This is a genomic window from Frederiksenia canicola (assembly GCF_011455495.1).
GTDB lineage: Bacteria > Pseudomonadota > Gammaproteobacteria > Enterobacterales > Pasteurellaceae > Frederiksenia > Frederiksenia canicola.
In genome coordinates this window covers 1,537,255-1,556,582 of sequence record NZ_CP015029.1, presented here as the reverse complement: position 1 = coordinate 1,556,582, position 19,328 = coordinate 1,537,255, and the positions used below count along the sequence as shown (strand labels likewise).

At 43.5% G+C, this 19,328-nt stretch carries 14 protein-coding genes; 2 read left to right on the top strand and 12 right to left on the bottom strand.

The window, feature by feature from the left end:
* Positions 1 to 50 precede the first annotated feature (50 nt).
* The 9 genes from serC to lolA form a co-directional block, all read right to left on the bottom strand.
* Positions 51 to 1,133: a 3-phosphoserine/phosphohydroxythreonine transaminase gene (serC, locus tag A4G17_RS07620; protein WP_123956167.1), complete on the bottom strand. Its 1,083-nt coding sequence runs from the start codon at positions 1,131 to 1,133 to the stop codon at positions 51 to 53.
* Positions 1,134 to 1,195: 62 nt separating this feature from the next.
* Complete coding sequence (mukB, locus tag A4G17_RS07615; protein WP_123956168.1) at positions 1,196 to 5,656, bottom strand: chromosome partition protein MukB; 4,461 nt, start codon at positions 5,654 to 5,656, stop codon at positions 1,196 to 1,198.
* The gene (gene mukE / locus A4G17_RS07610) at positions 5,656 to 6,381 is read right to left on the bottom strand and encodes a chromosome partition protein MukE (protein WP_123956169.1); all 726 of its coding nucleotides are present in this window, start codon (positions 6,379 to 6,381) and stop codon (positions 5,656 to 5,658) included. Before mukE ends, mukB begins: the two co-directional genes overlap by 1 nt.
* 49 nt (positions 6,382 to 6,430) lie before the next feature.
* Positions 6,431 to 7,369, bottom strand: coding sequence for a dicarboxylate transporter/tellurite-resistance protein TehA (tehA, locus tag A4G17_RS07605; RefSeq protein ID WP_123956170.1), 939 nt, complete (start codon positions 7,367 to 7,369; stop codon positions 6,431 to 6,433).
* A gap of 15 nt (positions 7,370 to 7,384) precedes the next feature.
* A complete protein-coding gene (gene mukF, locus A4G17_RS07600; RefSeq protein ID WP_123956171.1) occupies positions 7,385 to 8,716 on the bottom strand; it encodes a chromosome partition protein MukF in 1,332 nt (443 codons plus the stop codon).
* 82 nt (positions 8,717 to 8,798) lie between these two features.
* The gene (locus A4G17_RS07595; RefSeq protein WP_123956172.1) at positions 8,799 to 9,716 is read right to left on the bottom strand and encodes an ATP-grasp domain-containing protein; all 918 of its coding nucleotides are present in this window, start codon (positions 9,714 to 9,716) and stop codon (positions 8,799 to 8,801) included.
* A gap of 10 nt (positions 9,717 to 9,726) precedes the next feature.
* Entirely contained in the window at positions 9,727 to 10,494 is a 768-nt protein-coding gene (gene mtgA, locus A4G17_RS07590; protein WP_123956173.1) for a monofunctional biosynthetic peptidoglycan transglycosylase, read from the bottom strand.
* Complete coding sequence (trpR, locus tag A4G17_RS07585; protein ID WP_123956174.1) at positions 10,481 to 10,789, bottom strand: trp operon repressor; 309 nt, start codon at positions 10,787 to 10,789, stop codon at positions 10,481 to 10,483. Before trpR ends, mtgA begins: the two co-directional genes overlap by 14 nt.
* A gap of 50 nt (positions 10,790 to 10,839) precedes the next feature.
* Positions 10,840 to 11,460, bottom strand: a complete 621-nt coding sequence (lolA, locus tag A4G17_RS07580; protein ID WP_123956175.1) for an outer membrane lipoprotein periplasmic chaperone LolA — start codon at positions 11,458 to 11,460, stop codon at positions 10,840 to 10,842.
* A 286-nt stretch (positions 11,461 to 11,746) separates the two neighbouring features.
* On the opposite strand from lolA, the gene A4G17_RS07575 reads away from it, so the two are divergent.
* Positions 11,747 to 12,316, top strand: a complete 570-nt coding sequence (locus A4G17_RS07575; protein WP_123956176.1) for a YceB family lipoprotein — start codon at positions 11,747 to 11,749, stop codon at positions 12,314 to 12,316.
* 78 nt (positions 12,317 to 12,394) lie between these two features.
* On the opposite strand, the gene A4G17_RS07570 is transcribed toward A4G17_RS07575, so the two are convergent.
* From A4G17_RS07570 to icd, 3 genes are all read right to left on the bottom strand, one after another.
* A complete protein-coding gene (locus tag A4G17_RS07570; RefSeq protein WP_123956177.1) occupies positions 12,395 to 13,678 on the bottom strand; it encodes a citrate synthase in 1,284 nt (427 codons plus the stop codon).
* A 229-nt stretch (positions 13,679 to 13,907) separates the two neighbouring features.
* Positions 13,908 to 16,511: a bifunctional aconitate hydratase 2/2-methylisocitrate dehydratase gene (gene acnB, locus A4G17_RS07565; RefSeq protein ID WP_123956178.1), complete on the bottom strand. Its 2,604-nt coding sequence runs from the start codon at positions 16,509 to 16,511 to the stop codon at positions 13,908 to 13,910.
* A 203-nt stretch (positions 16,512 to 16,714) separates the two neighbouring features.
* Entirely contained in the window at positions 16,715 to 17,965 is a 1,251-nt protein-coding gene (gene icd, locus A4G17_RS07560; RefSeq protein ID WP_123956179.1) for an NADP-dependent isocitrate dehydrogenase, read from the bottom strand.
* 380 nt (positions 17,966 to 18,345) lie between these two features.
* On the opposite strand from icd, the gene metF reads away from it, so the two are divergent.
* On the top strand, positions 18,346 to 19,227 hold the full coding sequence (gene metF / locus A4G17_RS07555; RefSeq protein ID WP_123956180.1) for a methylenetetrahydrofolate reductase: 882 nt from the start codon (positions 18,346 to 18,348) through the stop codon (positions 19,225 to 19,227).
* Positions 19,228 to 19,328: the final 101 nt, after the last annotated feature.

The window sequence follows — 19,328 nt, the reverse complement described above, 5'->3', positions numbered from 1 at the left end:
ACCGCTTGTTACCTAAATGTAGGGCGGGACTATGTGTCCACCACTACAGATTAGGCATTTTCACATTCAAATTTCTGCATAAAGGTAATCAACGCTTCTACGCCTTGAATTGGCATCGCGTTGTAGATTGAGGCACGCATTCCGCCAAGCACTTTATGCCCTTTCAATGCTTGCAAGCCATAAGCGGTGGCTTCCGCAACAAATTTTGCATTGAGTTCATCATTGCCGGTGGTAAAGGTCACATTCATCAATGAACGGTTGGCCTTGGCGACAGTGTTGCGGTAGAACGTGCTGTGGTCGAGATACTCGTAAAGTAGTTTGGCTTTGGCTTGATTGCGGGTTTCCGTAGCTGGTACGCCGCCTGTTGCCAGCAGATGTTTGAACACCAATGAACAGAGATACCACGCAAATGTGGGTGGCGTGTTGATCATGGAGTCGTTCTTTGCCTGCGTTTCGTAGTTCCAAATTGATGGTGTTTCTTTGCGGGCTTTGCCGATTAAATCTTCCCGTATGATCACAATAGTGATCCCCGCAGGCCCGAGATTTTTTTGTGCCCCTGCGTAAATAATGCCGAACTGGTTGATGTCGATTTCACGCGAGAGAATGTTAGACGACATATCTGCGACCAACACCGCATTGCCCACTTTGGGCACCTCAAAAATTTCCACACCGCTGATAGTTTCATTCGGGCAGTAGTGAACATAGTCGTAATTTTCGGCAACATCCGAAAAATCTAAATTGCCGATTTTTAGCACATCCCCCTGCTCCAAAATCTGAACTTCATCGACTTCGCAGAATGAGCGGGCTTCTTTCGCTGCCGTTGCCGACCAATGCCCGCTGTTGAGATACAAGGCTTTGCCCTTTTCGCCGATCAAGTTCATCGGAATAGCTGCAAATTGTCCTCTCGCCCCACCTTGTAAAAACAGGATTTTGTAGTTGTTAGGGATGTGATAGAGCGTGCGGAAATCTTGCTCCGCTTGGGTGATTAGCTCCATAAACGGCTTGCCACGGTGGCTCACTTCCATCACTGAAGTGCCAAGCCCTTGCCAATTCAGTAACTCTTTTTGAGCCTGTTCCAATACTGCCTGTGGCATCATCGCAGGGCCTGCACTGAAATTAAATACTTGTGTCATTGTGTTTGCCTCTTATCAATATTTGCAAAATGTTCGTCAAAACTGACCGCTTGTGGCCTGTGCTACGCTTGCCCGAACCCTTTCAATCCAACAACATGAACGTACTCTTGGTTGTTGGCGATTTTCCGCACTAGCTTATAGGTTGTGCCTCGCTCTGGGCTGATGTTTTCTGGAGCAGCGATAAGGAGCTGCATATCCAAACGTTCACATAGTTCAAACAAGGTGTTGATAGATGTTGCATCCAAACGGGCTGCTTCATCAAGGAACAGTAAGCGAGCAGGAAGAATATCTTTGGCACGCAAACGGCGAGATTCCTCTTCCCAACTTTGCACTACCATTAATAAGATCGACATCCCTGTACCGATTGCTTCGCCCGTTGAAAGTGCACTACTCTCGGCACGCATCCAGCCATCGGCACCACGGAAGGTTTCCACTTCTAAATCGAGATAGTTGCGGTAATCTAACAATTCTTCACCAATGGTTTGCGGCGTGCGTTGCCCCATTTCGATATGCGGATTGACTCGTTTATAAAGCATCGCTAAGGCTTCTGAGAAGCTCAATTTTGCATTGTCAAACAAATCACTGTTTTCTTCTCTTTGTGATAAGGCATTGAGCAAAATGGCGTGAGTATCACGAATATTGACCACCAAACGCACCCCTTTAACCTGACCGAAGGCAATATTTTGCAAACCTTGGTTAAGCTGCAAAATGCGATTTTGTTCACGTTGGATGGTTTTGCGTAAAATATTCGCCACGCTTTCGGCACTGATCGCCAATTTTTTCTCACGACTGGTTAGCTCGTTAGTTAAACGAGAAAGCTCAATTTCCATCTGCTCAATTGCATCAATCGGATCATCGGTTTTGATGATATCTTGACGAATACGCTCTCTTAAATGCTGATAAACCGAAATAAAGAAAGCCACTTTGTTTTCAGGCTTACGGCTGTCTTCTGAAGCTCGTAAGCTATCACGAAGATATTCGTTGTCCGCTACCGCTTGCCGTAAGGCACCAAGTGCTTTATCCGAAATTGAACGTAGCTCTTCTGCCGATTGATAGGCTAATTCACGGCGGTTGAGACGTTTTTCTACATCGCTGTTACGAGACAATTTCAGCACCAAACACCAGCTGACTTTGGCCTGCACCACAATTTCCCGCTGGGCGTGATAATCCCGCTCTGCTTTGCGAACCGCTTTGGTGAGATTGTCCATTTCTGCTTCGATAACGGCCAGTTGTTTATCCAGATAGTGCTTGCGTGAACGTTGTTGGCTCAAGCGTTGTTGAATTTCATCACGGCGAGCCGTGGCACGCTCTACCGCCTCAGGATCGTTACGAATGCCATATTCGTCCATTTCTCGCAAGAGCTCTTGCAGCATCTGATTTTTCGCATCATAAGAGCTACGCAAAGCGGTAAATACTTGATTGTATTCAGTTAATTGGCTTTGTGCTTGGCGAAGTTGGGTTTTGTAGTGTTCCCGCTCACGTTGTGCATTTTCCACACGCTGACGCAACTGTTCGTTTAATGCAGGGCCTTCTGTACCCACGGTTTCCTGATAGCTGAAATGCAAACGGCGTTGCATCACATCAGCAAGGCTGAACACTTTTTGGTTTAGCAATTTTTGTTGCTCAACTGACCGCTTGTAATCGGCTTGTAGCTGCTCAAACTGATGTGGATCGCTACGTAATGCCGCTGCAATCGGTTCTAATTGGGTTAAATAGTTGCCATATTGGCGGATAAATTGTTCATCATCTTGAGCCTCCAACAACTGTTCACGGCACTCTTCAACACGATCTTGTAAGGTGTCGTCCGCAAGCAAGCTGAGCTGTGGCAACACTTTATTCAGTAGTTGTAACTGCGTTTTGCTGCTTTCAAGTTGGTGACGAAGTTGCTGTTCCTGACTACTTGCGGCAGCTAATTCCCGCTCGATGTCGTTACGCTGTTGAGACAATTGCTGCATGACCACTTCAGGATCAGGCTGGAACGCCAAAGCTAAATGGGTACCGATAAATTGGCTTAAATGTTGGTGTAAGCGTTGGCACTTCTGTACATCAAAGGCTCGTTCTGCGTGTTTTTCAGCGGTTTCATCTCGCTCAATTTTCAGTTTTTCTAACTGTTTCTCACGAGACGCTCGCCCGAATACCGCAAATTCAGAGAACTTCGAATAACGCCATTGTCGGTTAGAAAGCTGCACCACCACACCATCGCCTAACTCTTCTACAGGGAAAACGTTGTCATCAAAGGCATTAGGATCTCCTTCGATCAAATAGAGATTATCAGGACAATCATCGAGCTGCGAAAGTTGGGCTTTAGTTGCTTCTAAATCCCGCACCACAATGGCATGGCGAGCTTCGCCGTAAAGTGCGGAGAAATACGGGGCATCCTCCAACGACACATCGTCATATAATTCCGACAGTAGCACGCCGCCAAATTTTTCAGCAAGGTGATTTAAACGGCTGTCCTCCGCACCATCTGGCTGGCTAAGGCGAGAAATTTGCTCATCTAATAATTGTTCACGACGAGCCAATTCATCACGAGCCAAAGTCGCTTCACGCTCACGGCTCAACGTATTTTGCATCGCTTGCATCACGGCTTGGCTGGAAGTAAAAGTTTCCCCGCACTGCTCTTGTAAACGAGAAAGTGCCGATTGTGCCGTATGCCACGCAGGTGCATTTTGAGCAAGTTGTTGATATTGTTGGTTAAATTGCTCACGTTGCTGACGTTGGGTAGAACGCTGATCGAGCAACTCCGCTAATTCCGCTTCCACATTTTCAACTCGGGCCTGCTGCTCGTCGTAATAGCTTTCAAGATCGTCCGCCGTTGCTAACTGCAACTGTGCTTTTTGGTTGAACTCTGCCAGCAAACGGTCTGCATGTTGTTGCTGATGCAAACGCTGTTCTAATTCGGCTAATTTTTGACGTAACACCACCGCTTGTTGAGCCTGCGATTTTTGGCTTGGGAAGTTTGAAAGCAATTCACGTGCTACGGAATCGGCTTGCAAGCGGTCAGTTTCGCCGACAATTTTGCAAACCAACTCATACGCTTTATCGAATTGGGTTTTCGCCATATCCGATACCGCCAAACGCTGCTCTAAATCGAACACGTTATCGGTAATTTCGTCCGCTTGGGCAGCAAATTCAGCGTGATAATCTTCCACATTGTGCAGATCCAGTTGTGGTAAGCCACACAACTGTTTGGCTTTTTCTAACGCATTAACCGCTTGTTGATATTGCAACGCACGGGTTTGTTGTGCATCTAGTGCCTGTTGATAATCCGCCATTTGCGAACGCAGATCTTCAACTAAATCGTCCGCTTCATCAGCTCTGGCTTGTACTTGCTCGACTTTCTCGGCGACTTCTTCCACCGCCATTTGTTGCTCTTCGAGTTTGCTTGCCAACTCTTCCACTTCGTCTTGATAACGTTCCACTTTTTCTTGATGGCGGAAGGCGTTCATCACTAAATTGAGCTGATGATTGGCGTTGTGGTATTCCGTTTCTAGCTCTGCTTCCGCTTCACCTAACTCTTTCACCTCTCGGCTAAATTCAACAAAACGTTGCTGTTCTAATTCGATTTTGGATTTAGCTTGATACCATTCTTGGCGTTTTTCGATTGCTGATTGCACATTGCCACGGCGTTCGTTGGCATTTCGCATATAGTCAGCGGAAACATAGTTGGTCGATTCGGTAATCAACTTTTTGAACATATCCCGATCGGATTGAGTGACTTTAATCGCTTCCAAAGTCATTCGGTTTTCACGCAATGCCGATTCCATATCCTGAAACGCTTGGCGAACCCCCGTATTTTCTGGCAAGAGATAGTCCCGCAGTGATTTGGTGATGACGCTTGAAATCCCACCGTATAAAGAGGCTTCGATCAATTTATAGAATTTGCTACGGTCAGAAGACGAACGTAACCGTTTTGGAATCACGCCCAAATCGAATAAAAAACTGTGATAATCAGTGATCGAGTTGTACTGTTTGAACTGTACCGCCGTGCCATCAAATTTGTCTTTCAATTCATTTAACGGTAGCACTCGGGCATTTTTTTCACCCACTTGCTCAGTTAAAATTGAAATAACTGATTGATTTTCTTCAATGTTTTGAATGGAGAACGAACGAATATCGACTTTTTTGTCTCGGCCTGCAATCTGCTGCAAACGCACGCCAGTCATAATTCGCTGTTTGCGGGAGTTTTCGCTTTCCAACACCGCATAACACACCCCCGCCTTCAACTTGCCGTACAAGCCTTTATCGCGAGAGCTGGACGTTGAACCCGCTTCCGTGGTATTACGGAAATTGAGTAAGCTTAAATCAGGGATCAAAGCGGTAACAAACCCCGCCATGGTGGTCGATTTACCTGCACCGTTACCACCTGATAGCGTTGTCACCAGTTCGTCTAAATCAAAAGTACGTGCAAAAAAACCGTTCCAGTTAATCAGGGTAAGAGAACGAAACTTCCCACGTGCGACGCCTTCAGGGCGAGCAAGCGGTGCGATAATCTGATTATTTTGCAATGCTACTTGTTCCATTATTCTTCACCTTGTTCTTCTGTGTCATCGCTGTCAGTTTCATTTGCAAGATCATCTTCAAAACTGACCGCTTGTTGCTTGAGTAATTCAGGAGTGGTGGCTTCGCCATCGCGGATTAAGCGTAATTGGGCTTCGCGTGGGTCATCGCCTGTTCGTACTTCTGCACCGAAACGGAAAGCCGCTTCAGAAATCACGAATTTTTTGCTGTGTTGGTCGCCAATGCGGGTAATGATGCCGATACGTTGCAAGCGGCGTAATGCTCCACCCACTTTTTCAGCGAGTTTAGCTTTGTCTAAATCAGAACCCGTTGAACGTGGGTTGATTGCTTTGAGCAATTTGCTTTCATCGGCAAGATTGAGCAATTCATCATAAACATCATCGAAGCTAAAAATTCCTTGCTGTGCCAAGCGTTCAGGGCTTAAATAGAGGTAACACAACACTTTACCGACTAACATTTCCATTTCCGACATTGCACTACGAGCGATAAGCGTAGACGCTTTCGGACGCAGGTAGAAAAAGCCTTCAGGGGCACGAATCAATTCAACATGATAGCGGCGATAAAATAGCTCAAGTTCCGCTTGGAAATCCATTAAAAAGGCGTGTTCGTCCAAAGCTTCAAGGCTGATGTGTCGCCCTGCTCGCAGTTGGCTGTCAAGGGCTGGGAAAATCGGATTGGCAATCGCTTGTGCCAATTTGGTTGGGATAAGATCTTGAGTGTCTGTCATTGTCTTTCTCTATTGGTAAAATTTCTTCAAAAAGTGACCGCTTGTTCAGCTATTTTAACCAGAATTTGCCTTGCACGATTTTCAGTAAAGTGCCAAGACAAAGTAATAAAATCATTAAGTTAGCAAAGGCAAAAACGCCAATAGCAAAAGGGTGTAATTCGCTGTGATGAGCAAAGGAAACGGCGGTATTTGCCATTGAGCCTAAGCCAAAGGAAAATGCCCATAAGCCGATGGAAAACTGTCTTTGGCAGATCCAAGGGAAAATACGGGCTAAAAAAAGCAGTTGTAAAAAACCGTACCCCCATAAAAATTTGATGAACAGATCAATCTCTCCACCATTGATCGTGAGATATGCCGCCCCGCCAACAAAGCTAGGGGCAAGTACAATCCCCAAAGATGAACGAATAGCAGGGTCAATCGTTGCTTTTCTTAAATGTTGTAATAAAACCGGTTCGAACATCACCCAAGCGATAAACCCTGCACCGAGGAAAAAATAGGCAATGTCCGTATAGCCTAATAAGGCTAGTGAGGTAGCACTGGTAAAGTTTGCCGCGACGGAAGGCAAATAAAAAGGTGGGACGGTGGCGTTTTGGGTAAATTTCTCATTCTGCCATAATCCGCCAAGTTGCACTGTGGCATAGCTAACCTGTGCAACTACGCCAAGCCAAACCAATACTTCACCAAAAGCAAGCTGCCAATGATAAAACAGATCGCCAATCAACATCGTAGTGATCGGAATTAACGCCACATAGGAAAAACGAACAGGGCAATTAAGTTCCTCTTTAACGAGTTCAGGATAGCGAATAATTTTGTAAGCATACAGGCTGATAAACAGTAACCAAATCGCAATCGCGATTGTGCCAAGGACACTACCAACGGTTTCCGCAAATGGAAATAATTCCGTAGCATGAAACCATGCAATCGAAGTCGCACATAAACCAAGTACTATTGCGAAATATTGTGTTGGCATTGGGAAGGGTTTGGACATTATTTTTCCTAATCACTACTTATTATACTGATCAATCACATTCGCCTGTACTTCTGCCCCATTGTCGTTAATGGCTTGCCAATGTGGGTAAATGGCTTGATTGTCTTGGCTGGCCATACCGAGTTTAACGGCTTGATCAACGATAATCCGAGCTACATCAAAATGGCGAGAAAGTGGATATCTCGCCAGTTGTTCTCGTAAAATTTCGCTTAAATCGAGCGGTTTCGCATGTTCACGGAAAGGTGCAAGTTGTGCTTGCATCATTGCCACGATCTGTTCTTGTACCTCAGAAAGTGATTCATATTCGAGTTCCGTTGGCAATTCGCCCACCGCTTCTGCTTCATTGAATTCAGTTTCATCATCACGCAAATCAAGTAAGCTATCGGCTTTGGCAATATAGAGCTGCCACGGGTTGTCGAAATAGCCTTGAATAGATTGCCGCAATCGCTGACCGAAGACGCGGTTTTTATCCATATCAATCGCCGTACGAATAAATTTGTGTACGTGGCGATCGTAGCCAATCCATAGGTCAATCGCCTGCTGCCCCCAGCTAATGATGCGGTCTAGCTTGTTTTGCAAATTGATTACCAAATCATCGACAAAATCCAAATCATCTCGTCCAATTAAACAGCTTTGGATACGCAAAAGTTGGGCTTGCAACTTATCGCCTGCAGCATTGAGCGTATCTTGCAATTCACGCAAATTGCCCGAAGTTTCATCTAATAATTGTTGGCAAGTGGCAATGGCTTCGTGCCAATTTTGGCTTAATAACGCCGCAATTCGCTCACGAATATCTTGCTGATTTTCGTCCATCATTCGTTGGGACAGATCGATGCTATCAAAAATTTCTGCCACTGAATATTTGAGTGGGGCGAACACCTGATTTCGCCAAAAACGCTCATCACCGCCTTCTTCTGCTGAAGCCGATGCACGCTGAATTTCGTCCGCCACAATTGAAAGCTGTATGGATAAACGCAAGGTCGAAAATTCCCGCTGACGAATGTAGTAGTCCGCAACACCTACACCAAGCGGGGTTAAGCGATAAATCGCCAAACCCTCCGTAAATTCACTGCTAAAACGATTAACAAAACGTTGTTTTACCAAATCATTAATTGCATTATTGGCACGTTGAGTTAATGTCGCATCGGACTGTTCAAAAGCCGCGGAAACATGGCGGAAAAGATCCTGTAAATCACTTTCAAGCAATTCACCATCGGTTCTCTCATTATTGTAAAGGGAAATCGCCAACAAAAATGCTAAGCGTTCTGTAGAAAGGGAAAGGGAAAACTCGCGATCTTTCGTCCACGAAATTAATTCAGGCAGCGTTTGAGCCAGTTCATCGTACATAGGCGGTTAGTTTTTGAGTAAGTCGTCCAAAAAATGGCGATCATTGTACTCTAAGTCAGGCAAAATGGGAAAGAAAATGGGGCTACAAGCGGTCAGATTCTATTAATTTTTTGCAAAAATCGATCATCTTGCCTGCAATATCCACGCCACTCACTTTCTCAATCATTTCTAAACCTGGGCTAGCATTGACTTCCAAGACTAATAACCCAGACTGGGATCGAATGAGATCCACTCCTGCCACATTTAAACCCAAGGCTTTTGTCGCTTGAATGGCAATGTGTTGCTCTGCGGTGGAAAGTTGAATAGAGGTGGCATGGCCGCCTTGGTGAATATTGGCACGAAACTCACCACTTGCTCCTTGGCGAACCATTGCTGCAACCACTTCATCACCAATCACAAAGGCTCGAATGTCCTGCCCGTGGGACTCGCTAATAAATTGCTGCTGTATAGTCGAAATTTGAGCGGCTTTTAAGGTATCAAGCAAACTCACAGAACTGCTTTTCTGATCAGATTTCATCACGCCAATGCCTTGCGAGCCACTTAACGTTTTAATGATGATCGGGTGAGAAAAACCATTCAAACTCGCTGAAGTGGCAAAAAGTTCGCCTGTAAATGCGGTATTTGGTACGGCAATTCCGCTTGCGATGAGGGTTTGCAGGCTCTGCCATTTATCACGGGCTAAACGGAAACTTTGGGCATTATTCAATACCGCTATGCCTTGTAATTCAAAATGGCGTAATACATTGCAGCCCATTTCGGTGCTAGCGGTGCCAAACCGCCCTATCACTGCAGCGTAGTTGGACAATTTTTCGGGCTCGGGACGACTTTTTTCGTAGCGTTCACCCTGCTGATAATAGCAAGTCAATACTCCGTTTTCTAAACGTAGCTGGAAGCGGTTCGGATCAAGAATATCCATTGTACAGTCCCGCTGCTCTGCTGCCGTTTTTAAACGTTGGCAGCTGTATAAACGGGGTTCACGACAAAGCATTAACAGTTTCATTTTCAGATCTCTAATCAAGTTTTTCCAAATAGTGGCGACCGCCTAAATTTTGTACTTGTCGGATAATCCATTGTTGGCGTTTTCGCATGGTGTTATTTGGTCGATTGACTTGATAAATAAATGGATTCGGCAAAGATGCTGCCAATAATGCGGCTTCTTGTTGCGTGAGATTTTTCGCTGATTTGCCGAAATAATGCTTTGCTGCCGCCTCTACACCAAAAATACCTCGACCAAATTCGGCAATATTCAAATACACTTCTAATACTCGCCGCTTGCTCCATAGGCTTTCAACTAAAAAGGTGAGTGGTATTTCCAGCCCTTTTCTCACCCAACTCGTGCCGTGCCACAAATAGAGGTTTTTCACAGTTTGTTGCGAAATGGTCGATGCCCCACGCGGTTTTTTATCACTTTTCGCATTACGTTTTAATGCAATCAACACGGCATCCACATCGATCCCGAAATGGTTATCGAAATTTTGATCTTCACCTGCAATCACCGCCATTTGCATTTGCCATGCAATGTCGTCAATGCTAACCCAATCGTAATCAATGCGATAATCGCTATGCAGCAGGTTTTCAACTTTTTTCTGCACCATATAGGCAGAAAATGGCACAGGAATAACGGAAAAAATCAGCGTTAAGCAGAGATAAAAATTCGCCACGGCGAAACCAATTCGACTGGTTAAAAACCATAACCATGCTTTGACGCCATGCAAATTTTTAGGCACAAAAAAACGGCGTAAAAACCCTTGTTGCATTCGCTTTTTACGCTTTGTCATGTAGTTTTTCGCTTACCCAATCACGAATATTTGGATCAACGATTTTAAGCATATTTGAGCCACGAGTTATCGTTGCTGCACTTGTATTGAGTTGCTGTTGAATTTCTCTTTGTGAAATCTCACTGTTTAACAACGCATTGACGATTTGCACCCGTAACCCTAGAGAATTACGTTCATCTGTCGTTAAAAACATTTCCAACAACGCTTCTAATCGCTCTTCTGCAACCGCTTGTTTGAGTAATTCGACAAATTGTTGCCATTCGGCAGGATCACGTTGCTGGTAAATTGCTTTCATTATCGTCTTCTCCATGTGCAAAAAATTGATAGAATCTGACCGCTTGTAGGCTACTTCCGCTGGTCGTCCAACTCTACCCCTTTCGGTACAGTAAATTTAAACATTTCTGTTGGAATATGAGCGTTACTAATATTACGCAAGACATATAAATTGCTTTGTCCGTCACGTTCAATGGTACTAAAACCTTTCATTAAGCCGTTTGAATCAATACGCACATCAAATTGTTTGATGCTGCTTTGTTTTGATTTTGGTTTCAGTATGAAAGTATCCGCATTTTGAGTAACATCGTATTTATCCCAATGGTTTTTATCATTGCTGGTGAGCAATACAAATGGCGTGTTATTCACGGCATCTTTCACCCAATTTGCCGTCACTTGTGAGACGAATGGATCGTAGAACCAAAGCGTTTCACCATCCGATACAATGGTATTTTCCTGTGGTCTCAATGTTTCTAGATGAAATAAGTTTGGGCGTTTGACACGAAATTTTCCTTTTCCTTTTTGAATTTCTTTGCCTTTGCTAGAACGAACGGTTTGATCAAAGTCTGCATTATATTGATCCACTAAATCTAAGCGTCTTTGTAATTCAGTAACAGCTTGTGCATCAGCAAATGCCACTTGGCTTAATGTAAAAAGCGATAATCCCAATAGGGATGCGTTAAGTAATTTCATATTAAATCCTTATGTTAGGAAAAACTGGCTATTTGAACATTCATTATCAGAAAAGTTCGTGTTAGAAGCTTATACCTGTTCCGATACCAACGCCTACACCAAACCCACTTGAACCGCTACCCGCATTCACACTACCACCGACCGAACACGCTGCCAACATGCATATTGCACAAATTACCAACATTTTTTTCATTTTTTATTTCCTTTCCAATAAAATTATTGTACCGTTGAAATATCAACTGCTCACTAGTTTAAAGAGAGCGATACCATTTTAAAAGGGGACAGGATGAAATTTTTACGAAAATCTGCATTAGTTTTACTCCCACTTACCATATCCATCTCTCATGCCGCACCAATTTCAATTACGGAAGCTGAAATTAACCACTATCTTTCGAGAAATCTAGCGAAAAAAATCGCACTTAATGATCGTGTCGGCATTCCTAATCTTTTTCAACTGGATTATAAATTGCGTAACGTTGCCACGAAAATTGGCCAAACCGAAGAAAAACGAGTGGAAGTGATGGGAAATGTTGATGGATTATTAAAACTGAAAGGCAAACAATATGATATTAAATTACATTTGAACTTGGATACATTGCCCTACTACGATGCAGAAAAAGGAGCATTGTTTCTCAAAGATATTCGTTTAATTCACTGGACGCTCTCCCCTGAAAAATATCATTCGGAAATCTCTCCCTTTGTCGCCCCTCTTGTACAAGGGCTTGCCAGTATTTTAGATAACACGCCAGTTTATACTCTTGATGAAACCAAATCCAAAGAAGCCTTATTCAAAAAATTTGGTCAGAAAATTACAGTAGAAAAAGGAGCGATTCGCTTAGAAACATCTATTTTTTGAACCAACAAGCGGTTAGATCCGAGCCGTTTTTTGCAAATTGCTATAATGAAAAGGACGCCACTAGGGCGTCCTTAATTTTTAGTCTTCAATATGGCGCTCTGTATGGCCCGTATAAATTTGACGTGGACGAACGATTTTAAGACTTTCTTCATACATCTCTTTCCAGTTTGCAATCCAGCCAACGGTTCTAGCTAAGGCGAAAATCACCGTAAACATCGAAGTTGGAATTCCAATTGCTTGTAAAATAATGCCTGAATAGAAATCCACATTCGGATAGAGTTTTCGCTCAATGAAGTATGGATCGCTCAATGCAATACGCTCTAATTCCATCGCCACTTCCAATAGCGGGGTTGATACGCCCAACTCTTTTAATACTTCGTGGCAAGTTTCACGCATCACTTTGGCGCGTGGGTCGTAGTTTTTATACACACGGTGACCAAAGCCCATCAATCTGAATGGGTCATTTTTATCTTTCGCACGTGCAATAAATTCAGGAATACGATCAACCGTACCAATTTCTTGTAACATTTTGATACAAGCTTCGTTTGCACCACCGTGGGCTGGTCCCCAAAGAGAGGCGATCCCTGCTGCGATACATGCAAATGGGTTTGGACCTGAAGATGCTACACCACGCACCGCTGAAGTAGATGCATTTTGTTCGTGGTCCGCATGCAGGGTAAAAATTCTGTCCATTGCTCGCTCAAGCACTGGGTTTACCACATAAGGTTCGCACGGAGTGGCAAACATCATATATAAGAAATTGCCTGCGTAAGAGAGATGATTTTGCGGGTACATAAACGGACGACCAATGCTGTATTTGTAGCACATTGCCGCTAAGGTTGGCATTTTGGCCAGCAAGCGAAGTGCCGTTTTGTAGTGAGAATCTTTGCAATTGAGATCAACAATATCGTTATAGAACGCAGCCAACGCACTACTTGCCGCACACATTACCGCCATTGGGTGAGAATCACGGCGGAAACCTTGGAATAAGCGGGTAAACTGTTCATTCACCATATAATGAGAGGTGATCTCTTTTTTGAAGTCCGCTAACTCTTTTTCTGTTGGCAGTTCGCCATTTAACAATAAATAACAAACATCCAAATAGGTTTTGCGGGTTGCTAATTCATCAATCGGATAGCCACGGTGCAATAAAATCCCTTCATCACCATCAATATAAGTAATGCTTGATTCGCACAATGCGGTAGAAGTTAAGCCCTGATCGTAGGTAAAAAGATGCTCTTTTTGTAACGATTCCACCCCAATCGCATCGTAACCTAGGTTACTTTGGTAAACGGGCAGCGAGAATTTACGGCCATCGCTTAAATGAAGTTCTGCGGTTAAGGTTGGATGTAGTTTTGGCATAGTGTTCCCCTTCTTGTTTTGGGTTGTTTATAATTTAGTTGGTTAGGTTTAACCCACCAATGACCACAACAAGCGGTCAGATTCTTTAAAAGTTTTGCAATCGTTTGGGATTTTTTAGTAAGGGCAGACCGATTGTATCTGCCCGTTCTATTTGTAAAAAATCATTCAAAACTGACCGCTTTTGGTGGGAGGACACATAGAGGTCCGTCCCTACAGACTTATGTTTTATCTAACAACTCGTCTGGAAAATCAAACCATCTGCTTTTTGCATATAACTGTTGATTTCGTTGAAGTTCATATAGCGGTAAGTATCCTCTTTATCGCTGTCTAAGCGTTGAACATATTCCAAATACTCTGCTGGGGTTGGGATGCGTCCAAGTAAAGCACAAACAGCGGAAAGTTCTGCCGAAGCGAGATAGACGAATGCACCTTTACCCATACGGTTCGGGAAGTTACGGGTAGAGGTTGAAATGACGGTTGCACCGTCGGCTACGCGAGCTTGGTTCCCCATACAGAGTGAACAGCCTGGGATTTCAACTCGAGCACCGCTCTTACCATAGATGCTGTAATAACCTTCTTCAGTGAGCAAAGCAGCGTCCATTCGTGTTGGTGGCACGATCCACAAGCGAGTTGGGATCATTCCTTGATTTTGGTTGAGCAATTTACCTGCTGCTCTGAAGTGCCCGATATTGGTCATACAAGATCCGATAAAGACTTCATCGACTTTGTCACCTTGAACGTCAGACAGTTTGCGGGCATCATCAGGATCGTTCGGAGCACACACAATTGGCTCTTTGATGTCGTTCAAATCTATGTCTATCACGGCTGCATATTCGGCATCCGCATCGGCTTCCATCAATTCAGGGTTAGCAATCCACTCTTCCATTCCTTTAATACGGCGTTCAAGGGAGCGAGGGTCACCATAGCCTTCAGCGATCATCCATTTCAACAACACAATGTTCGAGTTGAGATATTCAATAATTGGTGCTTTGTCGAGTTTAATTGTACAAGCTGCAGCGGAACGCTCTGCCGAAGCATCGGAAAGTTCAAAGGCTTGTTCAACTTTGAGGTGTTCTAACCCTTCAATTTCTAAAATTCTGCCTGAGAAAATATTTTTCTTACCCGCTTTTTCCACGGTGAGCAAGCCTTGTTGAATCGCATAATATGGAATAGCGTGAACTAAATCCCGCAAGGTGATCCCAGGTTGCATTTCACCTTTGAAACGCACGAGCACTGATTCAGGCATATCCAGCGGCATCACGCCCGTTGCTGCGGCGAAAGCAACTAAACCAGAACCTGCCGGGAACGAAATTCCGATTGGGAAGCGAGTGTGTGAATCGCCACCAGTGCCGACTGTATCAGGTAAGAGCATACGGTTTAGCCACGAGTGAATAACGCCATCACCAGGGCGAAGGGAGACACCGCCACGATTCATGATGAAATCAGGTAAAGTGTGATGGGTAACCACATCAACTGGTTTTGGATAAGCCGCGGTATGGCAGAAGGATTGCATTACTAAATCGGCAGAAAAGCCTAAGCAAGCTAAATCTTTCAACTCATCACGGGTCATTGGGCCAGTGGTGTCTTGTGAGCCAACAGAAGTCATACGGGGCTCACAATACTGTCCTGCTCGAATACCTTCCACACCACAAGCACGACCAACCATTTTTTGTGCAAGGGTATAGCCTTTGCTGTTATCCCCCGCTGCTTGCGGTTTCACAAACACATCACTTTCTGGTAAGCCGAGTTCAACCCGAGCTTTGTGTGTTAAGCCACGCCCGATAATTAGCGGGATACGTCCGCCTGCACGGACTTCATCTAATAACACGTCGGTTTTTAGACTAAATTCTGCTAACACTTCGTCAGAATTGTGTTTACAGATTTTGCCTGCGTATGGATAAAGATCGATCACGTCCCCCATATGCAATTTACTTACATCAACTTCAATCGGCAGCGATCCCGCATCTTCCATTGTATTGAAGAAAATCGGAGCAATTTTACCACCTAATACAACGCCACCAGCACGTTTGTTAGGAATAAACGGAATATCATCACCCATTAACCAGAGGACTGAGTTGGTTGCCGATTTGCGTGATGAGCCAGTACCAACCACATCACCTACATACACCAGTGGGAAACCTTTTTCTTTGAGTTTTTCGATCTGCTTCATCGGACCAACCACACCGGGTTGATCAGGCTCAATACCATCCCTTTCATTTTTCAACATTGCTAATGCGTGCAATGGAATATCAGGACGAGACCATGCATCTTGTGCTGGCGAAAGGTCATCCGTGTTGGTTTCTCCAGTGACTTTAAAGACGGTGAGTGTAATTTTTTCGGCAAGTTTCGGGCGAGATAAAAACCAATCCGCATTTGCCCAAGACTCTAAAATTTGTTGAGCAAATGAGTTGCCCGCTTTTGCTTTTTCAGCAACATCGTGGAAATTATCAAACATCAATAAGGTTGAAGAAAGAGCTTCAACAGCAAGTGGGGCAAGATCAGGATTATCTAAGGCTTGAACAAGTGGTTCGATATTGTAGCCGCCTTGCATTGTGCCCAGTAATTTAACTGCATGTTGGGCTGAAATCACTGGTGAAGAGGTTTCGCCTTTGGTGAGTGCGGCAAGGAAAGAGGCTTTCACATAAGCGGCTTCATCTACCCCCGCAGGAATACGGTTTTCAAATAATTCAACAAGCACTTGAGTATCATTATTTTCAGGCTGTTTAAGTAATTCTACGAGTTGTGCTGTTTGTTCCGCATTCAGCGGTAAAGGGGCGACACCCTGTGCAGCACGTTCTTCAATGTGTTTTTGGTAATCAGTTAGAAAAGACATATAACATGTTCTCCACTCAAAAAGAAAAAGGTATAAATGAGAAACGGGCTAATAATAGCCAAAGGAATAAAAATAACAAGGATTCACCTTAATTATTTTTACAATTTGATAACAACTTCACAAAATTGCAGTTCATTAGAACAAAAAAGCAACTTAATTTGGATAAATTAAGTTGCTTTTGGTTGATTTACATCAAGGTGAAATTACATATTATTAACAATGTCTTGAGCAAACTCTGAAGTTGAACGCAAAGTCGCCCCTTCCAATGTTTCAGCAAAATCAACTGTGACAGTTTTGTTAGCAATGGTTTTTGACACTGCATTGACAACTAAATCTGCTGCTTCTAACCAGCCTAAATGACGGAGCATCATCTCGCCACTTAAAATAATCGAACCAGGGTTAGCTTTGTTCTGCCCTGCAATTTTTGGGGCGGTTCCGTGGGTTGCTTCAAAAATCGCTGCTTCAAAACCAATATTCGCCCCTGGGGAAATCCCAATACCGCCAACTTGTGCCGCCAGTGCATCAGAAATGTAATCACCGTTTAAATTCAGCGTCGCAATCACATCATAATCCGTTGGGTGCAATAAAATTTCCTGCAAAAACGCATCAGCAATACTGTCCTTAATGATGATTTCTTTGCCTGTTTTTGGGTTTTTCAGCTTATGCCAAGGGCCATTATCAATTGGTTCTGCCCCAAACTCTTTCGCCACTTGATAGCCCCACTCTTTGAATGCCCCTTCGGTAAATTTCATAATATTACCTTTATGGACTAAAGTGAGCGAGTCACGATCATTATCGATCACATATTGCAATGCTGCACGTACTAAACGTTGAGTGCCTTGTTTTGACACAGGTTTAATCCCTATTCCACAATCTTCAGTAAAGCGGATTTTTTTCACGCCCATTTCATCTTTTAAGAATGCAATAACTTTGTTTGCCTCATCAGAACCCGCAACCCATTCCACACCAGCGTAAATATCTTCGGAATTTTCACGGAAAATCACCATATCGACTAATTCAGGGTGTTTAACTGGGCTTGGCGTACCTTCATAGTAGCGAATTGGACGCAAACAGTTGTAAAGATCTAACCCTTGACGCATTGCTACATTTAACGAACGAATACCACCACCGACTGGAGTCATCAAAGGACCTTTGATGGCAACATGATAAGCTTTAATCAATTCCAAGGTTTCATCAGGTAACCACGTATTTTCGCCATAAACTTGGTTCGCTTTTTCGCCAGCGTAAATCTCTAACCACACAATTTTACGCTCACCGCCATAAGCTTTTTCGACTGCCGCATCAACTACCGTCCGCATCGCAGGGGTAACATCGACGCCAATGCCATCACCTTCAATAAACGGAATAATCGGATTATTTGGCACATTTAGTGATCCATCTGAATTTAAGCTAATCGCTTGACCTTCTGTAGGTTTTTGCACTTGACTCTGCATAGAAACTCTCCAACTTGACTGTTTTTAGGACTTATAACGGTCAAATAGCATAATCTATCCATGCTTTTTTTACAAAGTTTTTACATTTTAAATGTGAGCTAGATCTCAATTTCAATAAAATTTCTTCTAACATGAATTTCATTCATCTAAAAATGAAAAGAATAGAATTGACATCATAGTACCATTCTTTTAAAGTTTAGCCATCTAAACGGCTAGACTTCGAAAATATAAGAATAGATCAAAATCGATGATTGCAAAAAATCACACAAAACTTACCGCTTGCACAAGCGGTCAGATTTTGAGAAAGTTTTGCAAATGCCGAACAGTATGCAAACTAAACCTTATACAACAATAAAAATCCCGAAACATAGGAGTTTCCAATGAGTTATGCAAAAGAAATTGACTTGCTAAATCAAAGCGTTGCCGACTTAAATGGCAAAATTAACGTCTCTTTTGAATTTTTCCCACCGAAAAATGAAAAAATGGAAACATTGTTATGGGACTCTATTCACCGCTTAAAAGTGTTAAAACCCAAATTTGTGTCGGTGACTTATGGTGCAAATTCGGGTGAACGAAACCGCACACATACTATTGTAAAAAGTATCCAACAAGAAACGGGAATTGTTGCTGCACCACATTTAACTGGAATTGATGCAACACCTGATGAGTTGAGAGCAATTGCAAAAGATTATTGGGATAGTGGCATTCGCCACATTGTTGCCTTGCGTGGTGATGAACCTGCAGGCTACGCCAAAAAACCGTTTTACGCTTCGGATTTAGTTGCGTTGTTAAAAGACGTGGCCGATTTTGAAATTTCAGTGGCGGCATACCCTGAAGTGCATCCAGAAGCGAAATCAGCACAATCGGATCTGCTCTATCTCAAACAGAAAATAAATGCGGGAGCAAGTCGGGCAATTACTCAATTTTTCTTTGATATTGACAGCTACTTACGTTTCCGCGATCGCTGTGCAACCGTTGGCATTGATGTGGAAATTGTGCCGGGGATCTTACCTGTTTCAAACTTTAAACAGCTCGAAAAAATGGCAAAAATCACTAACGTAAAAATCCCAAGTTGGATGAGTAAAATGTACCAAGGCTTAGACGACGACCAAACCACTCGCAATCTTGTGGGTGCAAGCATCGCAATGGATATGGTAAAAATTCTTTCAAAAGAAGGGGTAAAAGATTTCCACTTCTACACACTCAACCGCTCTGAATTAAGCTATGCAATTTGCCATACGCTTGGGGTGAGACCTGAGTAATGAGAGTCTTACAAGCGGTCAGATCACCTAAAAAATTTACAACAACTGGCCGCACCTTACTCTATCAATCACTGCTTTCTAATAAATTAGAGTCTATAATT